The organism is Paraglaciecola polaris LMG 21857 (genome assembly GCF_000315055.1).
Classification (GTDB): Bacteria; Pseudomonadota; Gammaproteobacteria; order Enterobacterales; family Alteromonadaceae; genus Paraglaciecola; species Paraglaciecola polaris.
In genome coordinates, this window is record NZ_BAER01000075.1 from 23,051 (window position 1) to 45,561 (window position 22,511).

Sequence of the window (22,511 nt, forward strand, 5' to 3'; positions counted from 1 at the left end):
GCAGCTTAACCTAGCAGCGTGAACAAATGCTGCTTCAAAGCTTCGTAATCACTGGGCAAATCAACTGCAAAGCTTTCTTTAGTCGAACAATCGACTAAAGGCTGAGGCAAGCTGATAGGTTGCCCTAATACATTCTCAACGGTTTCACGGAATTTCGCTGGGTGAGCCGTGCCCAGAAAAATACCGGTTTGCCCTTCTTCCATATGACGTATCAAGGCTTTATAAGCAATCGCGGCATGGGGCTCACTGATGTAGCCTAACTGAGCCAATTGACGCATAGCTACTTGGGTATAGTCTTCATCAACGGTATCACCAGACAGCACATCACGGGGCAAATAGCCTAGTTCAATGATCGCTTCAATGCGCGGCCAGTTGTTTGGCTGACTGACATCCATGGCGTTCGACATAGTCGCAACCGTGTCTTTTGGATCCCACTCTCCGGTTTTTAGATAACGAGGTACGGTATCATTAAGGTTCGTCGCTGCCACAAAGTGCTTAACAGGTAACCCCATGGTTTTGGCAATCATGCCTGCAGTTAGGTTACCAAAGTTACCGCTAGGCACTGAGATAACTAAGTCTTCGCGCTGTTCTTTGCTAAGCTGTGAAACCGCTTCAAAGTAATAACAAACTTGGGCAACCAAACGGCTAATGTTGATCGAATTAGCTGAGTTGAGGTGTAAACCTTCGCGTACTTCGGCATCATCAAACGCACTTTTGACCATCTGTTGGCAGGCATCAAAGTCATCTTCAATTGATACTGTGTGTATGTTGTCACCTAAGGTAGTAAAAAGTTTCTCTTGTAACGGGCTGATTTTGCCTTTAGGGAACAAGATAACCACATTAATATTTTCTAGACCATGAAACGCATGGGCAACCGCGGCGCCAGTATCACCAGAAGTCGCGGTTAAAATAGTAATTTTCTCCCCTGCAGCCAGCTCAGTTAAGCACTGAGCCATAAAGCGACCACCGAAGTCTTTAAACGCCAATGTCGGGCCATGAAAAAGCTCTAGGCTATAAACATTGTCAGTAACCTTTACCAATGGTGCGTCGAACGCAAAAGCGCGTTCAACAATGCCCTGTAGACGATCACGAGGAATTTCATCCCCAATCAACTGACTTAAGATCTCTACTGAGCGCGCAACAAATGGCATGTCTAAGATGCTATCAATATCATCAAATGTCGGCAGAGTTGTAGGGAAATATAACCCTTGGTTCTTACCTAACCCTTTTTTAACCGCTTCTGCAAAAGTGACTTTATCTGAAGGGTCTTTTAAATTAACAAGTTCCACGTTTCTTACCTTTTGTGCTTATTCAATTAAGCGTATTTTAATATTATGCTAAGCGTTGGCGTTTTTTACCACCGCTCCTTGTTCGTCAAGCTGACACACATGGCTGAAACCCGTGTCATTCTGAATGTAATTTTCTTTTAGCCAAAGGCTAATTTTCTGCGCTTGCTCTAGGTTATCGCACACGGCGAACACCGTTGGGCCAGAGCCTGAAATACCAAATGCCAATGCGCCATTTTGCATAGCAAATTGGCGAGACTCGTCAAAGTACGGTAATAATGACTTGCGATAAGGTTCAGCAATCACATCTGTCATCATACTCACCGCCAGTTTCTCGTCTTGGCGATACAATGCATCAACAAATACCGCTAACTGGCGACCAAATTTCAAAGTATCAGGCATAGATACTTGCTTCGGTAAAATTTCCCGCGCTGCGGCTGTGGATACGGTAATACCCGAATAACACGCCACCCAATACCAATGTTTGAACGTCGGTAACTGCAAGGCAAGTGTATCTGCTTGCTCGGCCATGAGCGTTAAACCACCAAGATAACACGGTGCGACATTATCATAATGTACGCTGCCACTGATCTGACCTTCTAACTCGCCCATAATCAACAACAATTGATGTTGATTAAAGGGGACTTCACCTAACACTTGCGCGTAAAATTCATTCAAACCATGTAACGCAGCGACCACTGATGCGGCACTTGAGCCCAAACCACTGCCAATAGGCAAATGCTTATGCAAGGTCATTTTAACCGCTGGTAACACTATGCCTTTGTCACCTAAGACTTTAATGAAATGACGATAGCAGCGGGTAACGATATTGGTATCGTGATCCGCTGGTAATTTATGGGCAAACGCCCCTTTCACCACAAGACTAAATTCACTGGCCAATTCAAGGTCAACTTCGTCCCCAAGTACCGTACCATCTATCGGTTTTAACGCCGCACCTAATAAATCAAATCCGAGGCTAACGTTACCCGTCGATGCTGGCGCAAAGGCACGCAGGACTTTCCCGCGCATCACCGCTTCATTTACGTTTTGCATGTCGTTTTGTTTGCTCATTACACGTCTTGCTTCCATGGCATGGTTCTCAGTACATCGGCAAAGACACCCGCAGCAGTAACCGCAGCACCTGCTCCATAGCCACGTATCACATAGGGGATTGGCTGATAATAATTACTGTGGATAGCCAAGGCATTCTCACCTTCTTTAATGACATACAAAGGATGATCTTCGCCCACGGCCTGAATAGACACCACACATTTCCCCTTGCTGATAGAGCCCACATAACGCAGTACTGTACCTTCTTCTTTCGCCGCATTGACCTTATCGGCGTACAGGGCATCAAGCTCAGGTAGCTTGCTCATAAACTCGTCAATACTACCGCTAGAGTCAAAGTGTGAGGGCAGTACCGGCTCAATCTGAATATCCTCTAACTCAAGCTTTAAGTCTGCTTCACGAGCCATGATGAGTAGTTTACGAGCCACATCGGTGCCACTTAGATCATCTCTAGGATCTGGTTCAGTAAAGCCATTTTTCTTAGCTATTTCAGTTGCTTGAGAAAGACTTAAACCTTCATCCAGTTTACCAAATACAAAGGAAAGCGAGCCAGACAAAATACCCTCGAAGCGCTGTAATTCATCGCCGGCATAAATCAGCTTTTGCAAGTTATCAATAACCGGCAAACCTGCACCGACCGTGGTTTCATACAAAAATTGGCGGTTAGTCGATTGTGCGGTTTCACGAAGCTGCTGATAATAAGCGTAAGAAGCTGTATTGGCTTTTTTATTCGGCGTGACCACATGGAAACCACTGTTCATCAGCTCAACATACAGCTCAGCAATAATAGAGCTGCTAGTACAATCAATCACCACCGGATTCACCAAACTGTTACGCATAACAAATGATTGCAGTTGCTCAACAGAAAGCGACTGCTCACTGTCGTTTAGCTGAGCGGACCAATCTTCACTTAAATCAATGCCGCCAGCCTTTAATAATAATTTGCGACTATTTGCGATGCCGTAAATTTTCAAACTGATGCCGCGCTCAAGCAATATGGCTTGTTGACGGGATATTTGATCAAGTAGCTCTTTGCCCACTGTGCCACAACCGACCAAAAATGCGTCGATAGCGTGCAAATTTGAAAAGAAATTTTGATGAACGACTTTCACCGCCTTTTTCGCCTTACTGCTTTCGATCACTGTGGAGATTGAACGCTCAGAAGAACCCTGGGCAATTGCCACATTGTTCACCCGAGCCTGGGCTAAGGAGCTAAAGAACTTTGCGGCTAATCCTTGAGAATGACGCATACCATCCCCCACTAAAGTCACAATCGCTAAGTCATGACGGACTTCAATTGGATCAAGCAGGTTATTCGCCAGCTCAAGAGCAAAGGAGTCTTCTAACAAATCTTGTGCCCGAGACGCATCTTTACTGTGAATACAAAAACTGATGCTGTATTCAGAAGAAGATTGCGTGATCAAGCTTATGGATATATTGGCATTCGACATGACCTCAAACACTCGGCTCGCCATACCAACCATACCTTTCATACCAGGGCCTGCCACGTTAAACATGGTCATGTCATCAAGGTGCGAAATACCTTTTACGCTTGTCCACTTAGTGCTCGCTTCATTGCTGATAAGCGTACCCGGCGCAGCAGGGTTTAACGTATTACGGATTAAACAAGGAATATGATGCTGGGCAATCGGTCCAATCGTCTTAGGGTGCAATACTTTGGCACCGAAATAAGACAACTCCATAGCTTCTTGATAGGTCAACTTGTCGAGTAATACAGCACCATCAACCTGATTTGGGTCTGCGTTATACACGCCGTCTACATCGGTCCATATTTCACAACATTCGGCATCAATACACGCGGCCAAAATAGCCGCTGAATAATCAGAGCCATTGCGGCCTAGGGTCACTTTTTCGCCTTCCGCATTCACGGCAACAAAGCCTGGCATAATCAACACCACCTCGCCGGAACTGTCTACCTCACTAAAGCGAGCTTTACTTACGGCCACATCAGCGATGCTATCAAGGTAATCCCCTTCAGCTAAAATTAATTCCGCTGGGTCGATGATTTGGTTTTTAGTCCCAAGCGTGGTCAATATTTGACTGAAAATGTTTACGCTCAGGTATTCACCAATGCTTAAAATTTTAGCCACCACAGACTCAGGTGCACAGCGCAGTAAAGCAAACCCTTCAAGGTGCTGATTCAATTCATTCAATACATTTTGAATATATTTTGCCAAGGCAGCATCTTCAAACTCAGGCAATGTGACTTTTAAGTCATCCAAAATACCGAAAAGCACCATGTTCAGCTTAGCGAATAATTCGCCGTAATCTTTACCACTACTTGCTTCGTCGCATAACAGGGATAACGCGTTGGTTACGCCTTTAGGGGCTGATAACACAACGGCTGCGCCGCTAGTTGCATGGGTATCTAAACAAATATCTTTTACCCGTAAATAACGCTCTGCATCGGCTAATGACGAACCGCCAAACTTCAACACCTTCATTTATTCGCTCCTCTGATGACCATTCACACCACGTTCGTTGACGCAACGGAATAACCAATAATTAACTTTTTGCTGCGCTAAATAACAAAAAAGCCCGCTATATTTGCGGGCTTTATGTCTGTTTTATATGCACAAGCCAGCAATCACCTCAAAGAGGTAATAATCATAATCATGCCGGTGGTGCTTGTTATTATATTTGAATCTACGTTCATGGGCTCAATTTGCCGTATAGACGTCTATATGTCAACCATCTAGACGTCTTGTTTTGGGATTTATTATGCATTTTCAATCTGCTTGGTAATTCTCTTACCTTTTTACGCCACGGTGACATGCTGTATAGAACAAGTGGTTAGACCAATTCGCCGATGAAAAAATGCCAGTGTCACCTGTTTGCGGATGGCCGAAAATGGCTTGAGTTGGTTTCCGCTATGGCATACTCATCATACTCTTTCTTTAAAAGTGATTAGCGCATGATAGAAAAACTAGTGACAGGTTATACATTTGAGCAAGAAAAAACATATACAGTCGCGCAATTACAAAAAATGGCCATTGATTGTGGGGATAGCAATTTTATTCATCATGACATGGTGCAAGCCAAGCAATCTCGATTTAACGAAATAATTGCGAGTGGCAGTGCAATATCAGCGATATTTTCGGCAATGATACCAGCACATATATCGGCAATGACCCCTATGTTAGGCTTGGAAATGTCGTTCAAATTTCCGTCACCTATCCGGCCAAATACACCGATAAAAATGAGTTGGGAAATATCAGATACGCGAACTAAAACAGACGCGACTGTTGTTGTAACCTTAAACGGAATCATATTAGATGCTAACAATCAGACATTGGTAACGGCAAAGGCGCAAATCATGTTACTGCCTTCGTTTTGATGACGACGAACGCAAGTCGGTGAAGCTAATCGGTTAAATTCCCTCAGTAGATATCATCCAGTAATAGCAAGTCCCACGCTTTTTTGTTATTGGTAGTCCATTGATTGTAAAAGCATAAGTAGGTTTTGGTGAACAACACACATTCTTCGGTGTTGAATAAAGTAGCGTATTTGATTCTGCATGGCTTTGATAAGAGCTACCGCTGGCATTCACGTATTACTCGTGACGGTCAGCGACGCTTCGAGCAAGCCCAGTGGCAAGAAACGCAAAAGGCAGTAAAAGAGCGTATCGCTATCTACGAACGCACCCTGTCTGACGCCGTTGGCGAGATTTACCAGCAGGTGTTTCCACACCAAGAAAATAGCCAATTTTGGCTGGATCTAAAGCACCGTTTTCAAAAATTGCTTAATGATCATCCACAATACGAACTTGCCGAAACTTTTTACAACTCTGTTATCGGACGTATTTTTAAGCATCAGCAAATTAACGACGACATGATGTTTATTTTGCCTACTCGCTGTTATCTAACCGGATTACAACGTCATTTGGTGGTCCATAGTTTTGATACCTCAGGCACTGTGCGTCAAATGCTTGATGATATCTTTGCCCAGTATCACTTTGATATTGACTATCAAGATATGGAACGCGACCTTCGTCATTTAGACGCTGCCCTGCGTACCCGTTTAAATCGCGAACAGTTAGCCTATGTGCACACAGTTGAGATGTTAAAAGCGGTGTTTTATCGCAGTAAATCAGCTTATCTAATTGGCCGTATTTGCATGCCAGATGAAACCTTACCCTTCGTTATTCCACTTTCGGTAAGTGAGTCGACCGCAGACAAGCAAAAGCATAAAATCGTAGTGGAAGCACTGTTAACCGAGCGTCAAGATCTGAGCGTGATATTCAGCTTCGCACGGGCCTATTTTATGGCTGATACTCAGCACCCAGCAGAAGTAGTGGCCTTTTTACATGAGCTTTTACCCCACAAGAAAAAATTCGAGTTATACATAGCGCTAGGCTTATACAAACACGGTAAAACCGTATTCTATCGCAACTTTTTACAGCATTTAGAAGACTCACATGATCAGTTTGCTATCGCCCCAGGCATAAGGGGATTAGTCATGGCGGTATTTCACTTACCTTCATATGGCGTCGTTTTTAAGATCATAAAAGACGAATTTCCGGAAAGTAAAAAGATAACCCGTCAACATGTGAAAGACTGTTACCGGCTGGTTAAGATGACCGACCGAGTGGGCCGTATGGCCGACACCCATGAGTATATGAATTTCCGTTTGCCTCGGTCACGGGTGGCGCTAGAACTGATTGTAGAATTACTCGACACCTGTGCGAGCAGTATCGAACTGACCGAAGACGAAGTCATTATTCAACATTTATATATCGAGCGTAAAATGACGCCACTGAATATCTATTTAGAGCAACAAAACGATCCTAAACTCATCACCAGCGCTCTGAATGACTTAGGGCTATGCATTAAGCAAATCGCCGCCGCGCATATTTTTGCCGGAGATATGTTGCACAAAAATTTTGGGATCACCCGAGGTGGGCGGGTAATTTTTTATGATTACGATGAAATTTGTTACTTAACAGAGCGAGAATTTAGGCGCTTGCCAAAATCTGACGATCCTTATGCCCTCGACACCTTATCGGTTGGCCCGACAGATGTTTTTCCAGAGCAATTTGAACACTTTATTGTGGGCAAGAAACATTTGAAGCTGGAATTAAAAGCCCTGCACGGGGAAATAATGACGGCTGAATTCTGGCTAGAAATGCAGGCACAATCCCTAAAAGGCGACGTACCTGATTTTATCCCCTATGACCAGACCAAGCGCTTCGTTAACTAACCAGCCCTAACCGAATACGAAGCGCCTAATGCAGCCTTTTGTTAAGGCTGCTTTGTGGCACCAGATACATTGTGCTCTGCGCCGGTTCCAGTAGTATTCGATACGGTATAATTTTGTGGATTGAGCACCCGTACTTCTCGCTGCGGGAACGGGATGGAAATATCATGCTCACGCAAGGTTTCGAAGATCATCAACATTAAATCACCGCCCACTCGGTTTTTACCGTCATCAATGCCTTCCATCCAAAACTCCACAAACACGTTCACGCCAGAGTCACCGAAGCTATCAATTTCACAATCAGGACGTTCTTCAATGGGATACTCTTCACCGCTGAGCACCTGGGGATGCGTCCCTACTACGTCCTTAATGATATCGACCATGGCGCGAATATCAGTTTGATAAGCCACCGAAAAATCAACCCGATACCGCTGTTTAGGATTCTTGTGAGACCAGTTAACAAAGGTACTTGAAATAAACTTTTCATTGGGCACCATAATGTCTTTACCATCATAGGTTTCAAGAGTGGTATAACGCATTTTAAAGTGCCGAACGAAGCCCTTTTGTCCTTCTTCCATCTCGATGTAATCGCCTATCGTTACCGAACGATCAAGTAGAATGATAATTCCAGATATGAAGTTTGACGCGATGGACTGTAATCCAAATCCCAATCCTACACCGACTGCACCACCAAATACCGCCAGTGCCGTTAAATTGATACCCATGACGTTTAAGAGCAATAGTGCGATAACGCACACTAAGGCCACTTCAAAGAGTTTGGCAAATACTTCACGGGTGCGAATATCCAACGACTCTTGCTTACGGATAATGTCTTGCCCAACGTGATTAGACGCTCGCCCTATCCAGAACAGTAACGTACCGAAAATCAACACTCGAGCAAGTCCATAAGCGGAAATATCGATATTGCCTAAACTCACGCTAAGCCCTTGCAGTACTTCAATAATATGGCCTAACCAGCCCACCATATGCAAAAATAGCAGGGGCAACATCATCCATTTCAACAAACCAGCCAAAATAGGATGTGACACACAAGCATTGATGACCGAGTTAACAAACAGCAGCACGGCAATCGTTAGTGCTAAATCTAGGATCCAGTTAGCTGCAATTACGCTCAAACTAAATTCAGTCACTAGCTTAAGGAGCAAGATAGCGATGAGAGGAAATATCATTTTATCAATTCGATACGTAATGCGTCGCAAGGGGTGATCCTTAGCGTCAGGTGCATTTTCAACGAATTTAGAAGCGCGTCGTAACTTAGTCCCCAGCCAAAATGCTAACAGGTAAATGCAGACGATTAACGCTAGTTGTATATAAGTATCGGTCATGAATAAATGCTGTTGAGCGATATCAGCATAGTGCTGAAGCGTTTCACCTAGGGTTTGCGTTGTTGTTTTTATCACGTTAACGTTTTCCACTAACACTGCATCGGATGCGGTCTCGACCAGTTGATTGTTATTATATGTTTGCACGTTTTTTCTCTAACCTGATTAAGGGATCGCTAGCCAAATAAGCGCTAACGAGGCTAAGTAGCCAATAGCCCATAAAATACTACGCAAGGCATGCAGGTTAAACCAATATGCACACAAATAGCCGATACGCGCAGCAATAAACAAAATCGCACTATATTCTGCTAAGTGACCTGTTGACTGCGTGGCGATAACCGCTAACGCACCTGGTGCAAACAAGATCAGTGCTTCAAAACAATTAGCATGCGCTGCGGCGGCTCGAGCACCGAAGCCCGTTAAGTTTTTTAGTTGCTCTCTTGGATAACAATTGTCATAACCGCCAGGCTCTTTATTCATCGCAACGGCCAATGGTACTTTTGCCAAAATAGGCATCAAGGCTGCGATAAGCAGACATACTAGAATGATGGTCATAATGCATTAGCTCAAACATCTTTAGATAATGCGACTTTAGCACGCCTTTTAAAAATTACACTACAGATGTGTATCGCCAACACTTATAGCGTTTTTAGCTAACGGGACTAACGCTGCCTTATACATACCATTAGCGAAATGTTAGTACTGAAGCTAGGTTTAATACGTTGATTTTTATAGAATAAGGCTTATTCTGAAGCCGCATTAAAATATCGTTACGTATTTCAAGGGCGTATATGGATAACGTATGGTTGGTTATTATTTTCACTCTACTCGCAGGCCTAGCGATGCCTGTGGGGGCGCTTGTCGCCCGTATTGAGCACTTTCAGTCTCAGTGGTTCGAAGACGAATTGCGCCACCTGATTATTGCATTCGGTGGCGGCGCACTTTTATCTGCCGTCGCCCTAGTATTGGTACCCGAAGGTATCGCCAACTTGTCTCTCGCCCCCAGCCTGCTTTTTTTCATTGGCGGCAGTGTATGTTTTATGGGTATTGATATTTTATTAATGAAAATCAATACCCCCGCCAGTCAATTAGCCGCAATGCTAGCGGATTTCATTCCCGAGTCTGTGGCCTTAGGCGCGGCATTTGCTACGGGAAAAAGTAACGCTTATTTACTTGCCTTGTTAATTTCTCTGCAAAATTTACCAGAAGGTTTCAACGCTTTTCGTGAAATGCGCTTGGGCAATAAATTCAGTGCGAATCGTCTGTTGCTGATTTTCTGCGCACTGGCCATATTTGGCCCTGTTGCGGGTTTAAGTGGCTATTTTTGGTTAGCCAACTATCCACATTATGTTTCAGCAATTATGCTTTTTGCATCTGGCGGAATTTTATATTCTATTTTTCAGGATATTGCTCCTCAGGCTAAGCTTGATAAGCATTGGTTCCCGCCGATGGGCGGTGTATTTGGCTTCTCACTGGGCCTGATTGGCTTTATGTTGACACAACATTAATCACGAAAATTTCAAGGTATAGGAGTAGCAAGTTATTCATCCTTCAAGTATCGAAAAACGTATTGATATGGATTTACTAAGGCGTTCGCTGGCCGGTATTTTTGTGTATGCATTTTTGTTACCGGTGATTTTTTGGCCGATTAACTTTCATAAAATTCAACCTAACTTGACCTATTTATTTGCTGGAGGAATGTTCTTCATTAGTACACTACGCCTCCTGCATTACTATTACTCGGCGTCACTTTACACGTTATCATCGCGTTTATGGTTTGCCCTATTTGCCTTGTTATCGCTTTCACAAGCGGCAATTCTGGGCTTCGTTTTTACCCTAGCCATTTTTGATGAACGGTTTTATCCCATCATTCATGTTTCCATGCTCGCCCTTGCAGGTATTGCCAGCAGTGCGCTGTTTGCTTTAAGCCCGAGGATCCGCTTCGGTATTACTAATTTAGCCATTCTCATGCTACCGGCTATGATCACGGGATTTCTCACTGAGGGATACATTCCATTCGCCACTATGATGTTGGTGTTTACCTTTTATATTTCTGGGATAGGAATACGAGCCAATAAAGAATATTTACGTTCATTTCAGATTGAAATTGAACTCGAAGCTCAGCGCAAAGAATTAGAGACACTCAGTCAAACGGACGCTCTTACCAGCATCTATAACCGTGGTTATTTCAATCAATATTTTGAAAGCCAATGGCAATATGCTATTCGCCATAACGTCGAGGTCGCATTGCTGATTATAGATGTGGACCATTTTAAATCCATCAACGACACCCATGGCCATCTAGCGGGAGACGCCTGCTTGGTAAACATTGCCTATGTCGTTAATAAAGCCATTAATCGTAGTACGGATATAGCCGCCCGTTATGGTGGTGAGGAATTCGTGGTACTGTTATCTGGCTGCAACAAAGAGCAAAGTCAGGTCATTGCCAGAGATATCATGCACGCCATTGATAACCACAAATTTGTTTATCGAAATAATATCTTACCCATTACAGTGAGCATAGGTATTGCCACCTCGATACCCGAGCCGCGGCAAAAATCAAACAGCTTAATCGAACAGGCCGATCACGCTTTATATCAAGCCAAGGCACAAGGGCGTAATCGCACTGTGTTATTCAGCCCTGAAAAATAACGCTAAACTGACTCATTTTAGGTGACCCTATTTGTGCCAGACATCGTAAATTCTTCCTATCCGAGTTTAAATTTCAACTTGCCCTCAGCCGAGCAAAAGATCACACCTGCCTGGCAAAATGCTGAACGAACTAATTTGTGGGTTAAACGAGATGATTGTATCCACCCTATCGTATCAGGTAATAAGTGGCGTAAATTACGCTATGCAATTCAATATATTGTCGAAAATAAAATTCAACATATCGTCAGCTTTGGAGGTGGATATTCCAACCACTTACATGCCCTTGGTTATGCGTGTAAGATTTTAGATATAAAATTAACAGCGATAGTACGTGGTCACTATCAGCTTGATAAATTAACGCCCATGTTACAAGACTTAGTCGATTGGCAAGTTGATCTTCAATTTGTTGATCGTAAGACCTATCAGCTTCGTGACCAAACGGATTACCTTAGTTCACTATCGCTGCGCTATTCACAGGCGTTCATTATTCCCGAAGGCGGTTCGTCTCATTTTGCCCTTGGCGGTGTTGCCGACATCATTCACGAACTCACCCAAGATTACGATTACATTTTAGCTCCCGTGGGCAGCGGTGGCACATTAGCCGGCTTGATCCACGGCACAGCTATGCAACCTGTGGATCATCAAGCCCAAATATTGGGTATTGGCGTATTAAAAGGGCAAGGCTATTTAGAGGAACTCGTCACGAATCTGCTCGCTTCAGCACATCAATCTATTGCCCAACTTCCCAAGTGGAGTATTGATCATCACTTCCATTTCAACGGCTATGCGAAAGCCACTGATCAACTGCATGCGTTCTGTCAAGATGTGCAGCAAGACGTGTCTATCCCCATAGAGCCGGTCTATAGCGGCAAACTATTCTGGGCCGCGAAAGAATTAATTGCCCAACAAGCATTCCCTAACGGCAGCAAAATTTTGTTACTGCATACAGGCGGCTTACAAGGCCTGCGAAACACATAATATCCCGCGGTAATGTCTGTGCTTTTACAGCGTCCAAATTTAGTCTTTTAAGGTTCACATGCAGTGAATACATTTGCCAATGGTGATGCTATATTCCCGCCCATCATTGGATTACTTATCACATTGGGCAAATATGCTGTTTAACACTCGTATCTCGTTGTTATTATGTTTGGCTATTATAATAGGCGGCTGCGCCACACGTTCCCTCGACCCTAGTACAGATACTGTCGATTCTGAACGGGCTGAATCAACCAGCGTCACAGTACAAAAAAAGTTAGATCCCACGGCTGCGCCAAGCACGTCGAGTCAGGTAAAAAACACCTTAGGTACCAGCGCTAATCTTAGATTGAAGACAGCAAGATTTGCCCATGCATCAGCGAGTGACGGCAAGCGTCTTTATGTGTTTTCCGGATACGGAAAACAAGGCTATTTAACCGATGTGGAGATCATTGACCCACAAACCGCTGAAGTAACTGTGCTGGCAAATAAAGTATTGCCCAGAGGCTACTTCTCTGCGGTATATGATCAGCAACATTCTATTTACCTTATTGGTGGGGTTAGCCATCAAACAGACGATGTCAGGGAAGAACAACGTATTGAAGTATTCGATATACCCAGCCAAAAAGTAACCGTTATTGGCACGATCCCCGAACCTCTTAGGGACAACAAAGCCGTTTATCTTGACGGTTATATTTATTTAGTCGGTGGTGCATCATATAACGCGTCAACCGGTTATAAATTAATTTCCAGTGCGTCCTTATGGCGTTTCGATATCAAGCATCGCACTTGGCAACAGCTGGCTAATATGCCCAGCGCAAAATCCACCGCTTTGGTGGCAGGCAAGCAAGGTCTATTTGCCATTGGGGGTGAACAAAACCTTGAAAGCCTGACAAACGTTGAGCGCTACGATGTTGCGAGCAATACCTGGCACCGCATGACGAGTTTGCCCCACCCCGTCAGTGCCCACAGTGCTGTGATGTTAAATGACACGCTATGGGTTTTTGCTAACGAAGTCGCGGCCCAGAATTGCTATTACATGACGTTAAATAGCAATACCTGGAAGATAGCTAAATTCGATTACCAAAGCGCACTTTACACCAGCGCAAACGTACTCGGTGACACCTTATACGTAATCGGTGGAAACGCAGGAAAAGGTAAATCCTTCATGGCTCAAATACAGGCATTTCAGCATTGAACTGGTTAAGCTGGCTGCAAGGATTTGCCGGTGCATCAGCGATAGAATGGATCGCCACTATTGCCGGTTTTTTGTGTGTATTTCTATTGATCAGGCGCAGCCGCTGGAGCTTTTTCTTCGGACTTATTCAGGTCAGCATTTATAGTTGGATATTTTTCGATGTGAAACTTTATTCAGATATGGGCCTACATCTTATCTATATCGGCTTTCAACTATACGGCTGGTACATGTGGACCCGTAACCAAAACCAACAAGGGCAAATATCTCCCGTATCCGCCAATGCCGCAGAATATGCTGGTTACGGAGCCTTAATCGTTGTCGCCACAAGTCTATTGGGCAGCCTGATGTCGAGTCAAACCGATGCCAGCTTTCCCTATGCGGATGCCTTTACGACCTGCGCGAGTTTGGTCGCTCAATGGTTGCTCACCCACAGAAAACTGTTTAATTGGAGCGTCTGGATCATTGTGGATATTGTGGCTATCAGTATTTACTGGCAAAAAGGGTTATATCCTACCTCCGCGTTGTACTGCTGTTTTTTAATAATGGCAATAATCGGCCAATACACTTGGATAAAAGAATTCCGTCGCCATACTAATAGCCAAGTATCATTAGACTCAAATGATGTGTCTGGTTAGTGCAGGATGTCATCCCAAACCGCGACTGGAAATAACCAGCAGAGCAGTAACATGATTCAAAAAATAGTTTTTTTTAGGTGCCCCTTCCACAGGCAAGTCGACACTTAGCGAAGTCCTTGCCAGGCGCCTAAATACCCTGTCAGTTGCTGAATATGGCCGTGAATACTGGATTGAGCACCAGGTGGACCGTCGCCTTAGCCCAGAACAGTTGCTGCATATCGCTCAAATTCAAAACCAATGGGAAGATGCAGCGGAAACAAACGCTAATCGTTATTTATTCTGTGATACCAACGCTTTTACAACTTGGCATTTCGCCTGTCACTATCACACCACGCCTTTACCCGAACTGAGCAAACTGGCCCATGCCAGCTGGCAACGCTATGATTTGGTGGTACTGTGCGACAATGATATTCCCTATGATGATACATGGGAGCGCTCAGGCGACGCTAATCGCAGTGAATTTCAACAGTTTCTGAATCAATATTTACTAGCCCACGGAATCAGCTTCATAAAAGTAAGTGGCACCATTGAGTCTCGTGAGGCCCAAGTGCTATCTGCACTGACATCACTTAACACTGAACCACAGCAAGCAGCTGCCGCAAGCTGTTAAAATAATGTAAACGATTGAATTAGTTCACTTATTTGGTGCTTCTTGCACTGATTTATACCATTGGAATATTTTCTTTAACCACTTCTCCCAGCACAAAAAACATAACCTATTGAAATATATAGCTTTTAAAAGTTGGCCTATGAGTTGCAAAGACTTAAGTGTGTTAGGTGTCCAGATCACCCAGCACGGGGAACAAAAATAACTATAATAAAAAAAGCAGTACTGAGCGATATAAAGCTCTTCAAACGAAAGCGTCTTATTCTTGTCCGGGTAAGGCGCTTTTTTGATCCTCGCAATGCGGCAACCGCTTTGGTTCTAGTGACTATGCCCAAAGTGTGATGTGGCAAAACGCCTAGATTGCACTGACTCTGTCCCTTCTGCTTGAAGTCGCTTATTTTCCCAAATACGTTCATGGATCATGTAAGCAACCGTATTAACCGCTGGCTCAACCACGGCAATCAAGCCCCCCACAATAAAGCTGCCCGTTAATAGGTATGCAACGCTGAATGCGACGGTAAAATGGGTGATAGCGAAGGTAATGGTTTTCATAGATATTCCGGTTTAATGAGGCTGATGAACAGATAATATTCTGCGTTCGCCAATCGAGCCAATGAAACAAATCAATCGCATCAATCTACAAATAAGATTAATTCTCATTTAATTATTTCCGCCTGCTTTGTATGGGAATATATCCCATCAACTTGAGTTTTTTCGTCGCCGTTTGTTTACATCCGATAATTAGGTGATAGCATTCGCGTTTTATTGAATCTTGTTACTTATAAGGGTCTCCCTATGTCTCGTGTTCTGATTATTGGCGCTGGCGGCGTGGCTGCTGTCACCATCAAAAAATGTGCTCGTTTACCTGAGCTGTTTGACGAAATTTATCTTGCTAGCCGCACGGTTTCCAAATGTGAGGCCTTGCAACAAGAAGTCGGCATCGACCGTGTGAAAGGTGTATTTACAGTAGACGCAGATCACGCTAGTGAAGTCGTTAAGGTAATTAATCAAGTCAAACCTGACTTAGTTATTAATCTGGCCTTGCCCTACCAAGATTTAGCCATCATGGACGCCTGTTTAGAGACGGGTGTGCACTATTTAGATACGGCCAACTATGAGCCAAAAGATGTGGCAAAATTTGAGTATTCGTGGCAGTGGGCCTATCAAGAAAAATTTGAAAAAGCAGGCTTAATGGCCTTGTTAGGCAGTGGATTTGATCCCGGCGTAACCAATGTGTATACAGCCTATGCCGCCAAGCACTATTTTGATGAAATTCATTATCTGGATATCGTTGATTGTAACGGTGGCGACCATGGCCAAGCTTTTGCGACTAACTTCAACCCTGAAATTAACATTCGAGAAATCACTCAGCGCGGACGCTTCTTTGAAAATGGCGAATGGAAAGAAACCGATCCATTGAGCGTACGTGAAGACTTAGACTACAAAAACATTGGTGTGCGCGCATCTTACTTGATGTTTCACGAAGAACTTGAGTCGATCGTTAAGCACTTCCCTACTTTAAAACGTGCACGCTTCTGGATGACTTTCGGCGATGCTTACTTGACGCACCTTAAGGTGCTTGAAGGCATTGGCATGACCAGTATCGAACCAATCGATTTCCAAGGTCAACAAATTGTGCCCCTAGAGTTCTTAAAAGCTGTGCTGCCTAACCCAGGCTCATTGGCTGACGGGTACACAGGCATGACCTGTATTGGTACTTACATCACAGGCTTAAAATACGGCAAAGAAAAAACTATCTTTATCTACAACAACTGCGAACACGCGGCCTGCTTTGCTGAAGTTGGTGCCCAAGCGGTGTCTTACACCACTGGTGTTCCGGCGATGATAGGTGCTTCATTGATGTTAAGCGGTAAATGGAAGAAACCAGGTGTTTGGAACATGGAACAATTTGATCCTGACCCTTTCATGGATATGTTGAATCAACATGGTCTGCCTTGGCATGTGATTGAATGCGACGCGAGTCCGTTTAGCAAGTAAACCGACCATAATACACGGGCCAATGATTTGGCCCTTTACTTATTCAGCGGAGTACCCCGTGACTGATCCAATGTTAAATCCTGCTATTCCCTCTCCTTGTTATGTATGCGAAGAAGCCAAACTCGAAGCAAATTTGCAGCTCATGCAGCGCGTTCAAGAACAAAGTGGCGTAGAGATTATTTTGGCATTAAAAGGCTTTTCCATGTGGTCTACTTTTGACTTGGTCAAGCAATATTTGCAAGGTTCCACTGCCAGTGCCGTGTGGGAAGCACGCCTAGGCAAAGAAGAAATTGGCAAACAGGTACACGCTTTTTCCCCGGCCTATAAACCCGAGGATATTGATCAGTTAGTGGAATTAGTTGACCACATTTCATTTAACAGCCTTGGCCAATGGCAGCGCTATAAACAACAGATTTTACGCTCGAGTGTGTCACCTGGCCTACGCTTAAATGCCGAACACCGTGAAGCTGAAACGGAGTTGTACGACCCAAGCGCGCCAGGGTCGCGATTCGGCATTCTGGCTAAAGACTTAGTCGACGCTGATCTGAGTGGAATCGAAGGATTTCACATTCATAATTTGTGTGAATGTGATTCTTATGCCACCGAACGCACCATATTGGCAGTTGAAAAAAAGTTCGGCCAATATTTCTCACAGATTAAGTGGATCAACTTTGGTGGTGGTCACCTGATGACAAAAGAAGGATATGATCTAGATCACCTTATCGCTACGTTAAAGGCATTCAAAGCCCGTCACCCTCATTTAAACGTCATTCTCGAACCGGGGTCAGCAGTCGCTTGGCAAACCGGTCCGCTTGTGTGTGAGGTCATCGACATTGTTGAGAACCGCGATAAAATTGCGATTGTCGATATGTCAGCGACCGCCCACATGCCAGATGTGCTCGAAATGCCCTACCGTCCAGAAGTCCGCGGGGCAGGTAAAGCAGGTGAACTAGCCTACACTTATCGGTTTGGTGGAAACTCCTGCTTAACCGGTGATGCCATTGATCTATATAGCTTTGATCATGAATTACACATTGGCGAGCGGATTATTTTCGAAGATATGATCCACTACACTATGGTCAAAACGACCTTTTTTAATGGCGTAGAGCATCCATCAATCGGTATTTTACGTAAAAATGGTGAGTTCGAATTAGTACGTAAATTCGAATACGAAGACTTTAAGAACAAGCTATCTTAATACTAATCTCGCTAACAAAGGCGTAACCAAGTTTTGAAGTTACGCCTTTTTTGTGCTTGTTATATACGCCAAAGTGCGGGCCAAGTTATGATAATTAGTGGCTTGCTTTATCACCCCAAATCTCTTCTAAGCGCTGATCACGCCCGCAGTTCCAGCGATATAACTTGTAGCGTACTGGGCTTTTTTTATAAAAGTCTTGATGAGCAATTTCATTGCCTTTAATGGGATAAAAACGTTTTGCAGCTAAAATAGGGGTAACAACAGATTGCCTTGGAAATTGCGCCTGAACGTCTTTTTTAGATTGCTCGGCAACCTTCCGTTCATGCTCGTTAGCCACAAAAATGGCGCTCAAATAACTATGCCCTTTATCGCAAAACTGGCCTCGATCATCAAAGGGATCAGTGTTAACCCAGAAATGCTCTAGGATCTGCTTATAGGTTACCTTGTCAGGGTTGTAGGTTATTTTAACCGCTTCGTAGTGCCCTTGATGATTTCCGTTATAGGTGGGGTTGCGCACTGTACCGCCGGTAAAACCAGACACCACATCACTTACCCCCTCCAGCTTTTCAAAATCAGATTCCATACACCAAAAGCAGCCACCAGCTAGTACGGCTTCATCCGCTGATACATAAGGGGTGGCAAAGACGACGCTGGCCAATAATGCGAATACAACAGATTTCATAAACATCCTTTCAAACTAAAACGTAAAGCCTATACATTAGGCGTTGTTTAATAGAAGAACGGTAAAGTGGCTTTAGGCTTTCATTCATCTCCCGTACTCTGAATTGGCATTAATGCGCACCTCCGGTGTCTTCATTGCGCGCTTTGCGGATAAAGAACATCAACGGCAACGCGCAAGCGTACATAGCCCCGATCCAAAGAAATAGATCATTAAAAGCCAAAACTTGTGCTTGCATCATGACTCTGTCAGCAATTTGTTTAATGGCAGCGGCAGCTGGATCACTTGCCGCACCAGCAACGGCTAACTGGGCTTTTGTCAGCTCTTCAAGCACCACAGCACGACTAGTATCAATAGCAGGTATCAGCTGTGCCCAATGATAATCTACCCGTATATCACGAATAGTATCCATAAAGGCTAATCCCACCGCCCCGCCTAAGTTACGCAACACGTTAAACAAACCCGCGGCATTACTAATTTCACTGTTCGGTAAGGTACCCATGGCGATACGAGAGGCGGTCAGTAAGCACATGAGTAACCCGACACCACGGACCATCTGTGGCCACATAAATTGATTAAAGTCAGCTTGGTCGGTTAAATTTGCGTTCATCATAGAGCCTACCCCCACCATGACTAATCCCACGGCCAACATATAACGCGCATCAACCTTATCTGACAAACGCCCAATTATCGGTGCGCTGAAGAACATAGATGCACCGGTCACAAACATTAGCTGACCAATTTGAAAACTATTAAAGCCCCGCACTGTGCCTAGGAAAAGCGGCATCAAATACACCATTCCATACAGGGCAATACCAATAATGAACCCTAGAGATGCGCCCAAGGCAAAATTACGATCGCGAAAGACCCGTAAATCAACAATGGGCAAAGTGACACGAAAAGCACGCCAGAAAAATCCAAGCGCCCCAAAGGCACATACCGTACTGAGTAGTAGAATTAGAGTACTGTCGAACCACTCGTCTCCTGGGCCTTCTTCGAGTATGTATTCCAGTGGACCCAAAAATAGCGCGAGATAGAGTAACCCTAAAAAGTCGATTTTCTTGAAAAGGGAGAAATCCGGTTTATCAATACGTAAATAAAACCACACTCCGGCACTGGCTAATATGCCTGGCACCACATTCATTAAAAACAACCAGTGCCAGCTCGCATGCTGCGTAATGTAGCCGCCCAGTGTTGGCCCTATAGAAGGTGCCGTTGTGGCAATCATACCAATCACAGCTTGCACGGCCCCCATGACCCTAAGCGGAAATAACTTAAAGCTGATGGCATAGGCGATGGGGATCATGGCGCCCCCTACAAACCCCTGGATAGCACGCATGATAATAAGTTGATCAATCGTTTGCGCTAATGCACAGCCCACACTCGCAACAGTAAAGGCGATACATGAGATAACAAAGGTTAGATGTGTTGATAACCAACGGGTTAACATCCCAGAAAGTGGGATCATAATGATTTCGGCGATAAGGTAAGCCGTTTGTACCCAGGATATTTCATCTGGTGTGGCTGAGACACCAGCTTGAATTTCATTTAATGAGCTGGCGACAATTTGAATATCAAGGATCGCCATGAACATGCCTAGCATAACCGCTACAAAACCGATCCGCTGTCGTACCGATGGCATCTCGGTTACTTTTTCATCACTCATCTCAAGCGCCCTATTTAGCTTACGGCTTACTGCATATCACGCTGGGAAGTTAACACCCGATCATTTGCCAGATAGGCGCTTTGCTGGTTGAACCCTTGGGTATCCACATAGGGCACAACAGATAAACCAGGCCGCAGCAAATGCATATATTCACTTGGCCCAGTGACTTGAATACGTACCGGCACGCGCTGCACTATTTTGTTGAAGTTTCCGGTGGCGTTGTCTTTCGGTAATAAACTAAATTCAGAGCCGGTAGCAGGGGAAATTGATGCCACAACACCGGTGAATTCCACGTCATCTTGAGCATCAACCGTGAGCTTAACCGGTTGACCGATTGTCATATGGCCAATTTGTGTCTCTTTATAATTTGCCACTACGTACACTTCCGGCAAAGGCACTAAATATAACAGTGTCATTGTTGGCTGCACTAACCCACCACTGCGCGCGCCTAAGTTACCCACAATGCCATCGCTAGGAGCCAAAATATCGGTTTTTGCCAATTGACTCTGGGCATAGGCTATTTGCGATTCAGCCGCATTAATGTTGGCCTCAGCACTCTGCTTTTGCGCTTCTAACACAGCAAACATTTGTTGACTCGCCGCAAAGGCCGCTTGAGTTTGTGCTAATTCAGCTTTTGCAACAGCTACATCGGCTTCAGTATTTTGCAATTGCTGTTTGGAATCAAACGACTGCTTATCCAAAATTTGAAAACGTTCCAAATTTAGCTGACCGCGTTTCACTTGCGCTTTTGCAGCATCAATATTTGCTATCGCTTCATCGATTTTTTTGTGTTGTAGGTTAATTTGCTGCTCGGCATTCACAAGTGCAGCTTGGGCAACCGCTCGCTCAGCTTCGGCCTGGGCTAATTTAGCCAGATAATCGCTGGCGTTAATGCGCACCAGTAATTGGCCTTTATGTACGTGCTGGTTTTCTTGAACGGCAAGGGTTTCAATTCGCCCAGTTATTTCCGCACGAATTGAAATACTGTCAGATTTGATATAAGCATTGTCTGTTTCTTCAATAAAACGTCCATGTTCGAACCACTCAATACCTTTAGTAATACCCCAACCCACTAGTACCACTAACACAATTAGAAAAAACCCTTTTTTTAACCACATGAGCGCGCCCGAATTTGAATGCTTTGACCACTAAGTGTAATGTATATTACACTACACTTTAAAACGATCAATCGATAACAAAGCGAAAAACGCAAATATTTGTTATTGTTATTTTGTCTCACTTACTCAGCCAATTCATGCCAATAAAGACACAACTAGAATCAAACGACATAACGCAATATGCGCCCCGTGAACGTGGCTTAATACGTCGTGATAAAATTATTCAAGCCGCGACAAAAGTTTTTGTTAAATCGGGTTATGAAGCGGCCAGTTTACAGGAGATCGTCTCGATCGCGGGGGGGGTCACTGGCAACCCTGTATCGTTTATTTGGTAATAAAGAAGGCTTGTTTTATGCTGTTATCGAACGCAAAAGTGATCAGTTATTAAGTGAAATCGATTATGGCCATTTGCAAAACAAACCTCCAGAAAGTGCCTTACTAGAAATAGGCCTGCGCTTTTTTAGTATGGTTATTTCACCTGAGGTCGGAGCCATTCATCGTCTGCTAATAGGTGAAGCAGTGCGTACGCCTCGATTGCGTGAGATTTTCTTGACCTTGGCCACAGAGCGGGCGATCCGCAACCTTGCCGATTACCTTCAGGGCCAAGTAGACAAGCAGCAATTAGATATTCAAAATTGCTACATTGCAGCCAGCCATTTTATGGGCGCACTCAAAGGCAATTATCATATCCGTTGTATGTTAGGTGAAGTCGTCAATCTTAGTCTTGCACAGCAAGAAGAATTTGTCGCCACAGCGGTCGCCATGTTTATCAACGGTTACGCTCCTTCTTAATACGCTCAATGGGCGCCAGCATTTATTTTATTCTCTTAAGCATAGTCAGTAAGAATTGCACTGACCTGCGTAAGTACTT

General features: G+C 44.3%; 20 protein-coding genes and 1 pseudogene. 12 read left to right on the forward strand and 9 right to left on the reverse strand.

Going from position 1 to position 22,511, the window contains the following annotated elements; translation table 11 throughout:
* Positions 1–5 precede the first annotated feature (5 nt).
* The 3 genes from thrC to thrA are packed head-to-tail and all read right to left on the reverse strand — an operon-like array spanning position 6 to position 4,819.
* Positions 6–1,289, reverse strand: a complete 1,284-nt coding sequence (thrC, locus tag GPLA_RS14325; RefSeq protein ID WP_007105655.1) for a threonine synthase — start codon at positions 1,287–1,289, stop codon at positions 6–8.
* 48 nt (positions 1,290–1,337) lie between these two features.
* Positions 1,338–2,357 carry a homoserine kinase gene (thrB, locus tag GPLA_RS14330; RefSeq protein ID WP_407636150.1) on the reverse strand — a complete coding sequence of 340 codons (1,020 nt, stop codon included), beginning with the start codon at positions 2,355–2,357 and terminating at the stop codon, positions 1,338–1,340.
* Entirely contained in the window at positions 2,357–4,819 is a 2,463-nt protein-coding gene (gene thrA / locus GPLA_RS14335; protein WP_007105657.1) for a bifunctional aspartate kinase/homoserine dehydrogenase I, read from the reverse strand. Before thrA ends, thrB begins: the two co-directional genes overlap by 1 nt.
* A 470-nt stretch (positions 4,820–5,289) precedes the next feature.
* Here thrA and GPLA_RS14340 point away from each other — a divergent pair, with 470 nt between their 5' ends.
* Positions 5,290–5,712 (forward strand): MaoC/PaaZ C-terminal domain-containing protein, encoded by a 423-nt coding sequence (locus tag GPLA_RS14340; RefSeq protein ID WP_007105658.1) that lies wholly within the window; start codon positions 5,290–5,292, stop codon positions 5,710–5,712.
* Between the two features lie 128 nt (positions 5,713–5,840).
* The gene (gene aceK / locus GPLA_RS14345) at positions 5,841–7,574 is read left to right on the forward strand and encodes a bifunctional isocitrate dehydrogenase kinase/phosphatase (RefSeq protein WP_007105659.1); all 1,734 of its coding nucleotides are present in this window, start codon (positions 5,841–5,843) and stop codon (positions 7,572–7,574) included.
* 41 nt (positions 7,575–7,615) lie between these two features.
* Here the strand turns inward: aceK and GPLA_RS14350 are convergent, their stop codons facing one another.
* A complete protein-coding gene (locus tag GPLA_RS14350; RefSeq protein ID WP_226993116.1) occupies positions 7,616–8,917 on the reverse strand; it encodes a mechanosensitive ion channel family protein in 1,302 nt (433 codons plus the stop codon).
* A 162-nt stretch (positions 8,918–9,079) separates the two neighbouring features.
* Positions 9,080–9,469: an MAPEG family protein gene (locus GPLA_RS14355; RefSeq protein WP_007105661.1), complete on the reverse strand. Its 390-nt coding sequence runs from the start codon at positions 9,467–9,469 to the stop codon at positions 9,080–9,082.
* 236 nt (positions 9,470–9,705) lie between these two features.
* On the opposite strand from GPLA_RS14355, the gene GPLA_RS14360 reads away from it, so the two are divergent.
* From GPLA_RS14360 to GPLA_RS14385, 6 genes and pseudogenes are all read left to right on the forward strand, one after another.
* Positions 9,706–10,422 carry a ZIP family metal transporter gene (locus GPLA_RS14360; RefSeq protein ID WP_007105662.1) on the forward strand — a complete coding sequence of 239 codons (717 nt, stop codon included), beginning with the start codon at positions 9,706–9,708 and terminating at the stop codon, positions 10,420–10,422.
* 67 nt (positions 10,423–10,489) lie between these two features.
* Positions 10,490–11,566: a GGDEF domain-containing protein gene (locus GPLA_RS14365; protein ID WP_007105663.1), complete on the forward strand. Its 1,077-nt coding sequence runs from the start codon at positions 10,490–10,492 to the stop codon at positions 11,564–11,566.
* A 33-nt stretch (positions 11,567–11,599) separates the two neighbouring features.
* Entirely contained in the window at positions 11,600–12,544 is a 945-nt protein-coding gene (locus tag GPLA_RS14370) for a 1-aminocyclopropane-1-carboxylate deaminase/D-cysteine desulfhydrase (protein ID WP_007105664.1), read from the forward strand.
* 133 nt (positions 12,545–12,677) lie between these two features.
* Positions 12,678–13,739: a Kelch repeat-containing protein gene (locus GPLA_RS14375; RefSeq protein WP_040514906.1), complete on the forward strand. Its 1,062-nt coding sequence runs from the start codon at positions 12,678–12,680 to the stop codon at positions 13,737–13,739.
* Positions 13,736–14,374: a nicotinamide riboside transporter PnuC gene (gene pnuC, locus GPLA_RS14380; RefSeq protein ID WP_007105666.1), complete on the forward strand. Its 639-nt coding sequence runs from the start codon at positions 13,736–13,738 to the stop codon at positions 14,372–14,374. Before GPLA_RS14375 ends, pnuC begins: the two co-directional genes overlap by 4 nt.
* 130 nt (positions 14,375–14,504) lie before the next feature.
* Positions 14,505–14,984, forward strand: a pseudogene (locus GPLA_RS14385) (AAA family ATPase); the annotation flags it as partial.
* A gap of 315 nt (positions 14,985–15,299) precedes the next feature.
* Here GPLA_RS14385 and GPLA_RS14390 read toward each other — a convergent pair.
* Complete coding sequence (locus GPLA_RS14390) at positions 15,300–15,533, reverse strand: DUF2061 domain-containing protein (protein ID WP_007105668.1); 234 nt, start codon at positions 15,531–15,533, stop codon at positions 15,300–15,302.
* 243 nt (positions 15,534–15,776) lie between these two features.
* Between GPLA_RS14390 and GPLA_RS14395 the strand changes: the two genes are divergently transcribed.
* Positions 15,777–16,979, forward strand: a complete 1,203-nt coding sequence (locus GPLA_RS14395; protein ID WP_007105669.1) for a saccharopine dehydrogenase family protein — start codon at positions 15,777–15,779, stop codon at positions 16,977–16,979.
* A gap of 58 nt (positions 16,980–17,037) precedes the next feature.
* Positions 17,038–18,177, forward strand: a complete 1,140-nt coding sequence (gene nspC, locus GPLA_RS14400; protein WP_007105670.1) for a carboxynorspermidine decarboxylase — start codon at positions 17,038–17,040, stop codon at positions 18,175–18,177.
* Positions 18,178–18,271: 94 nt separating this feature from the next.
* On the opposite strand, the gene msrA is transcribed toward nspC, so the two are convergent.
* From msrA to GPLA_RS14415, 3 genes are all read right to left on the reverse strand, one after another.
* On the reverse strand, positions 18,272–18,859 hold the full coding sequence (gene msrA, locus GPLA_RS14405; RefSeq protein WP_007105671.1) for a peptide-methionine (S)-S-oxide reductase MsrA: 588 nt from the start codon (positions 18,857–18,859) through the stop codon (positions 18,272–18,274).
* A gap of 109 nt (positions 18,860–18,968) precedes the next feature.
* Positions 18,969–20,522: a DHA2 family efflux MFS transporter permease subunit gene (locus tag GPLA_RS14410; protein ID WP_007105672.1), complete on the reverse strand. Its 1,554-nt coding sequence runs from the start codon at positions 20,520–20,522 to the stop codon at positions 18,969–18,971.
* Positions 20,523–20,548: 26 nt separating this feature from the next.
* Positions 20,549–21,640 (reverse strand): HlyD family secretion protein, encoded by a 1,092-nt coding sequence (locus GPLA_RS14415; RefSeq protein ID WP_007105673.1) that lies wholly within the window; start codon positions 21,638–21,640, stop codon positions 20,549–20,551.
* A gap of 137 nt (positions 21,641–21,777) precedes the next feature.
* On the opposite strand from GPLA_RS14415, the gene GPLA_RS24050 reads away from it, so the two are divergent.
* Together GPLA_RS24050 and GPLA_RS14420 are read left to right on the forward strand one after the other, a co-directional pair.
* Positions 21,778–21,975, forward strand: coding sequence for a TetR/AcrR family transcriptional regulator (locus GPLA_RS24050; RefSeq protein ID WP_007105674.1), 198 nt, complete (start codon positions 21,778–21,780; stop codon positions 21,973–21,975).
* A gap of 10 nt (positions 21,976–21,985) precedes the next feature.
* Positions 21,986–22,432 carry a TetR/AcrR family transcriptional regulator C-terminal domain-containing protein gene (locus tag GPLA_RS14420; protein ID WP_007105675.1) on the forward strand — a complete coding sequence of 149 codons (447 nt, stop codon included), beginning with the start codon at positions 21,986–21,988 and terminating at the stop codon, positions 22,430–22,432.
* The last annotated feature ends 79 nt before the right edge of the window (positions 22,433–22,511 follow it).

Bases quoted from the DNA above. Each gene is read 5' to 3' on its own strand.
- thrB (WP_407636150.1), bottom strand. From the start codon at position 2,357: ATGAGCAAACAAAACGACATGCAAAACGTAAATGAAGCGGTGATGCGC.
- thrA (WP_007105657.1), bottom strand. From the start codon at position 4,819: ATGAAGGTGTTGAAGTTTGGCGGTTCGTCATTAGCCGATGCAGAGCGT.
- GPLA_RS14340 (WP_007105658.1), top strand. From the start codon at position 5,290: ATGATAGAAAAACTAGTGACAGGTTATACATTTGAGCAAGAAAAAACA.
- GPLA_RS14350 (WP_226993116.1), bottom strand. From the start codon at position 8,917: ATGACCGATACTTATATACAACTAGCGTTAATCGTCTGCATTTACCTG.
- GPLA_RS14355 (WP_007105661.1), bottom strand. From the start codon at position 9,469: ATGACCATCATTCTAGTATGTCTGCTTATCGCAGCCTTGATGCCTATT.
- GPLA_RS14360 (WP_007105662.1), top strand. From the start codon at position 9,706: ATGGATAACGTATGGTTGGTTATTATTTTCACTCTACTCGCAGGCCTA.
- GPLA_RS14365 (WP_007105663.1), top strand. From the start codon at position 10,490: ATGGATTTACTAAGGCGTTCGCTGGCCGGTATTTTTGTGTATGCATTT.
- GPLA_RS14375 (WP_040514906.1), top strand. From the start codon at position 12,678: ATGCTGTTTAACACTCGTATCTCGTTGTTATTATGTTTGGCTATTATA.
- GPLA_RS14390 (WP_007105668.1), bottom strand. From the start codon at position 15,533: ATGAAAACCATTACCTTCGCTATCACCCATTTTACCGTCGCATTCAGC.
- GPLA_RS14395 (WP_007105669.1), top strand. From the start codon at position 15,777: ATGTCTCGTGTTCTGATTATTGGCGCTGGCGGCGTGGCTGCTGTCACC.
- msrA (WP_007105671.1), bottom strand. From the start codon at position 18,859: ATGAAATCTGTTGTATTCGCATTATTGGCCAGCGTCGTCTTTGCCACC.
- GPLA_RS14410 (WP_007105672.1), bottom strand. From the start codon at position 20,522: ATGAGTGATGAAAAAGTAACCGAGATGCCATCGGTACGACAGCGGATC.
- GPLA_RS14415 (WP_007105673.1), bottom strand. From the start codon at position 21,640: ATGTGGTTAAAAAAAGGGTTTTTTCTAATTGTGTTAGTGGTACTAGTG.
- GPLA_RS24050 (WP_007105674.1), top strand. From the start codon at position 21,778: ATGCCAATAAAGACACAACTAGAATCAAACGACATAACGCAATATGCG.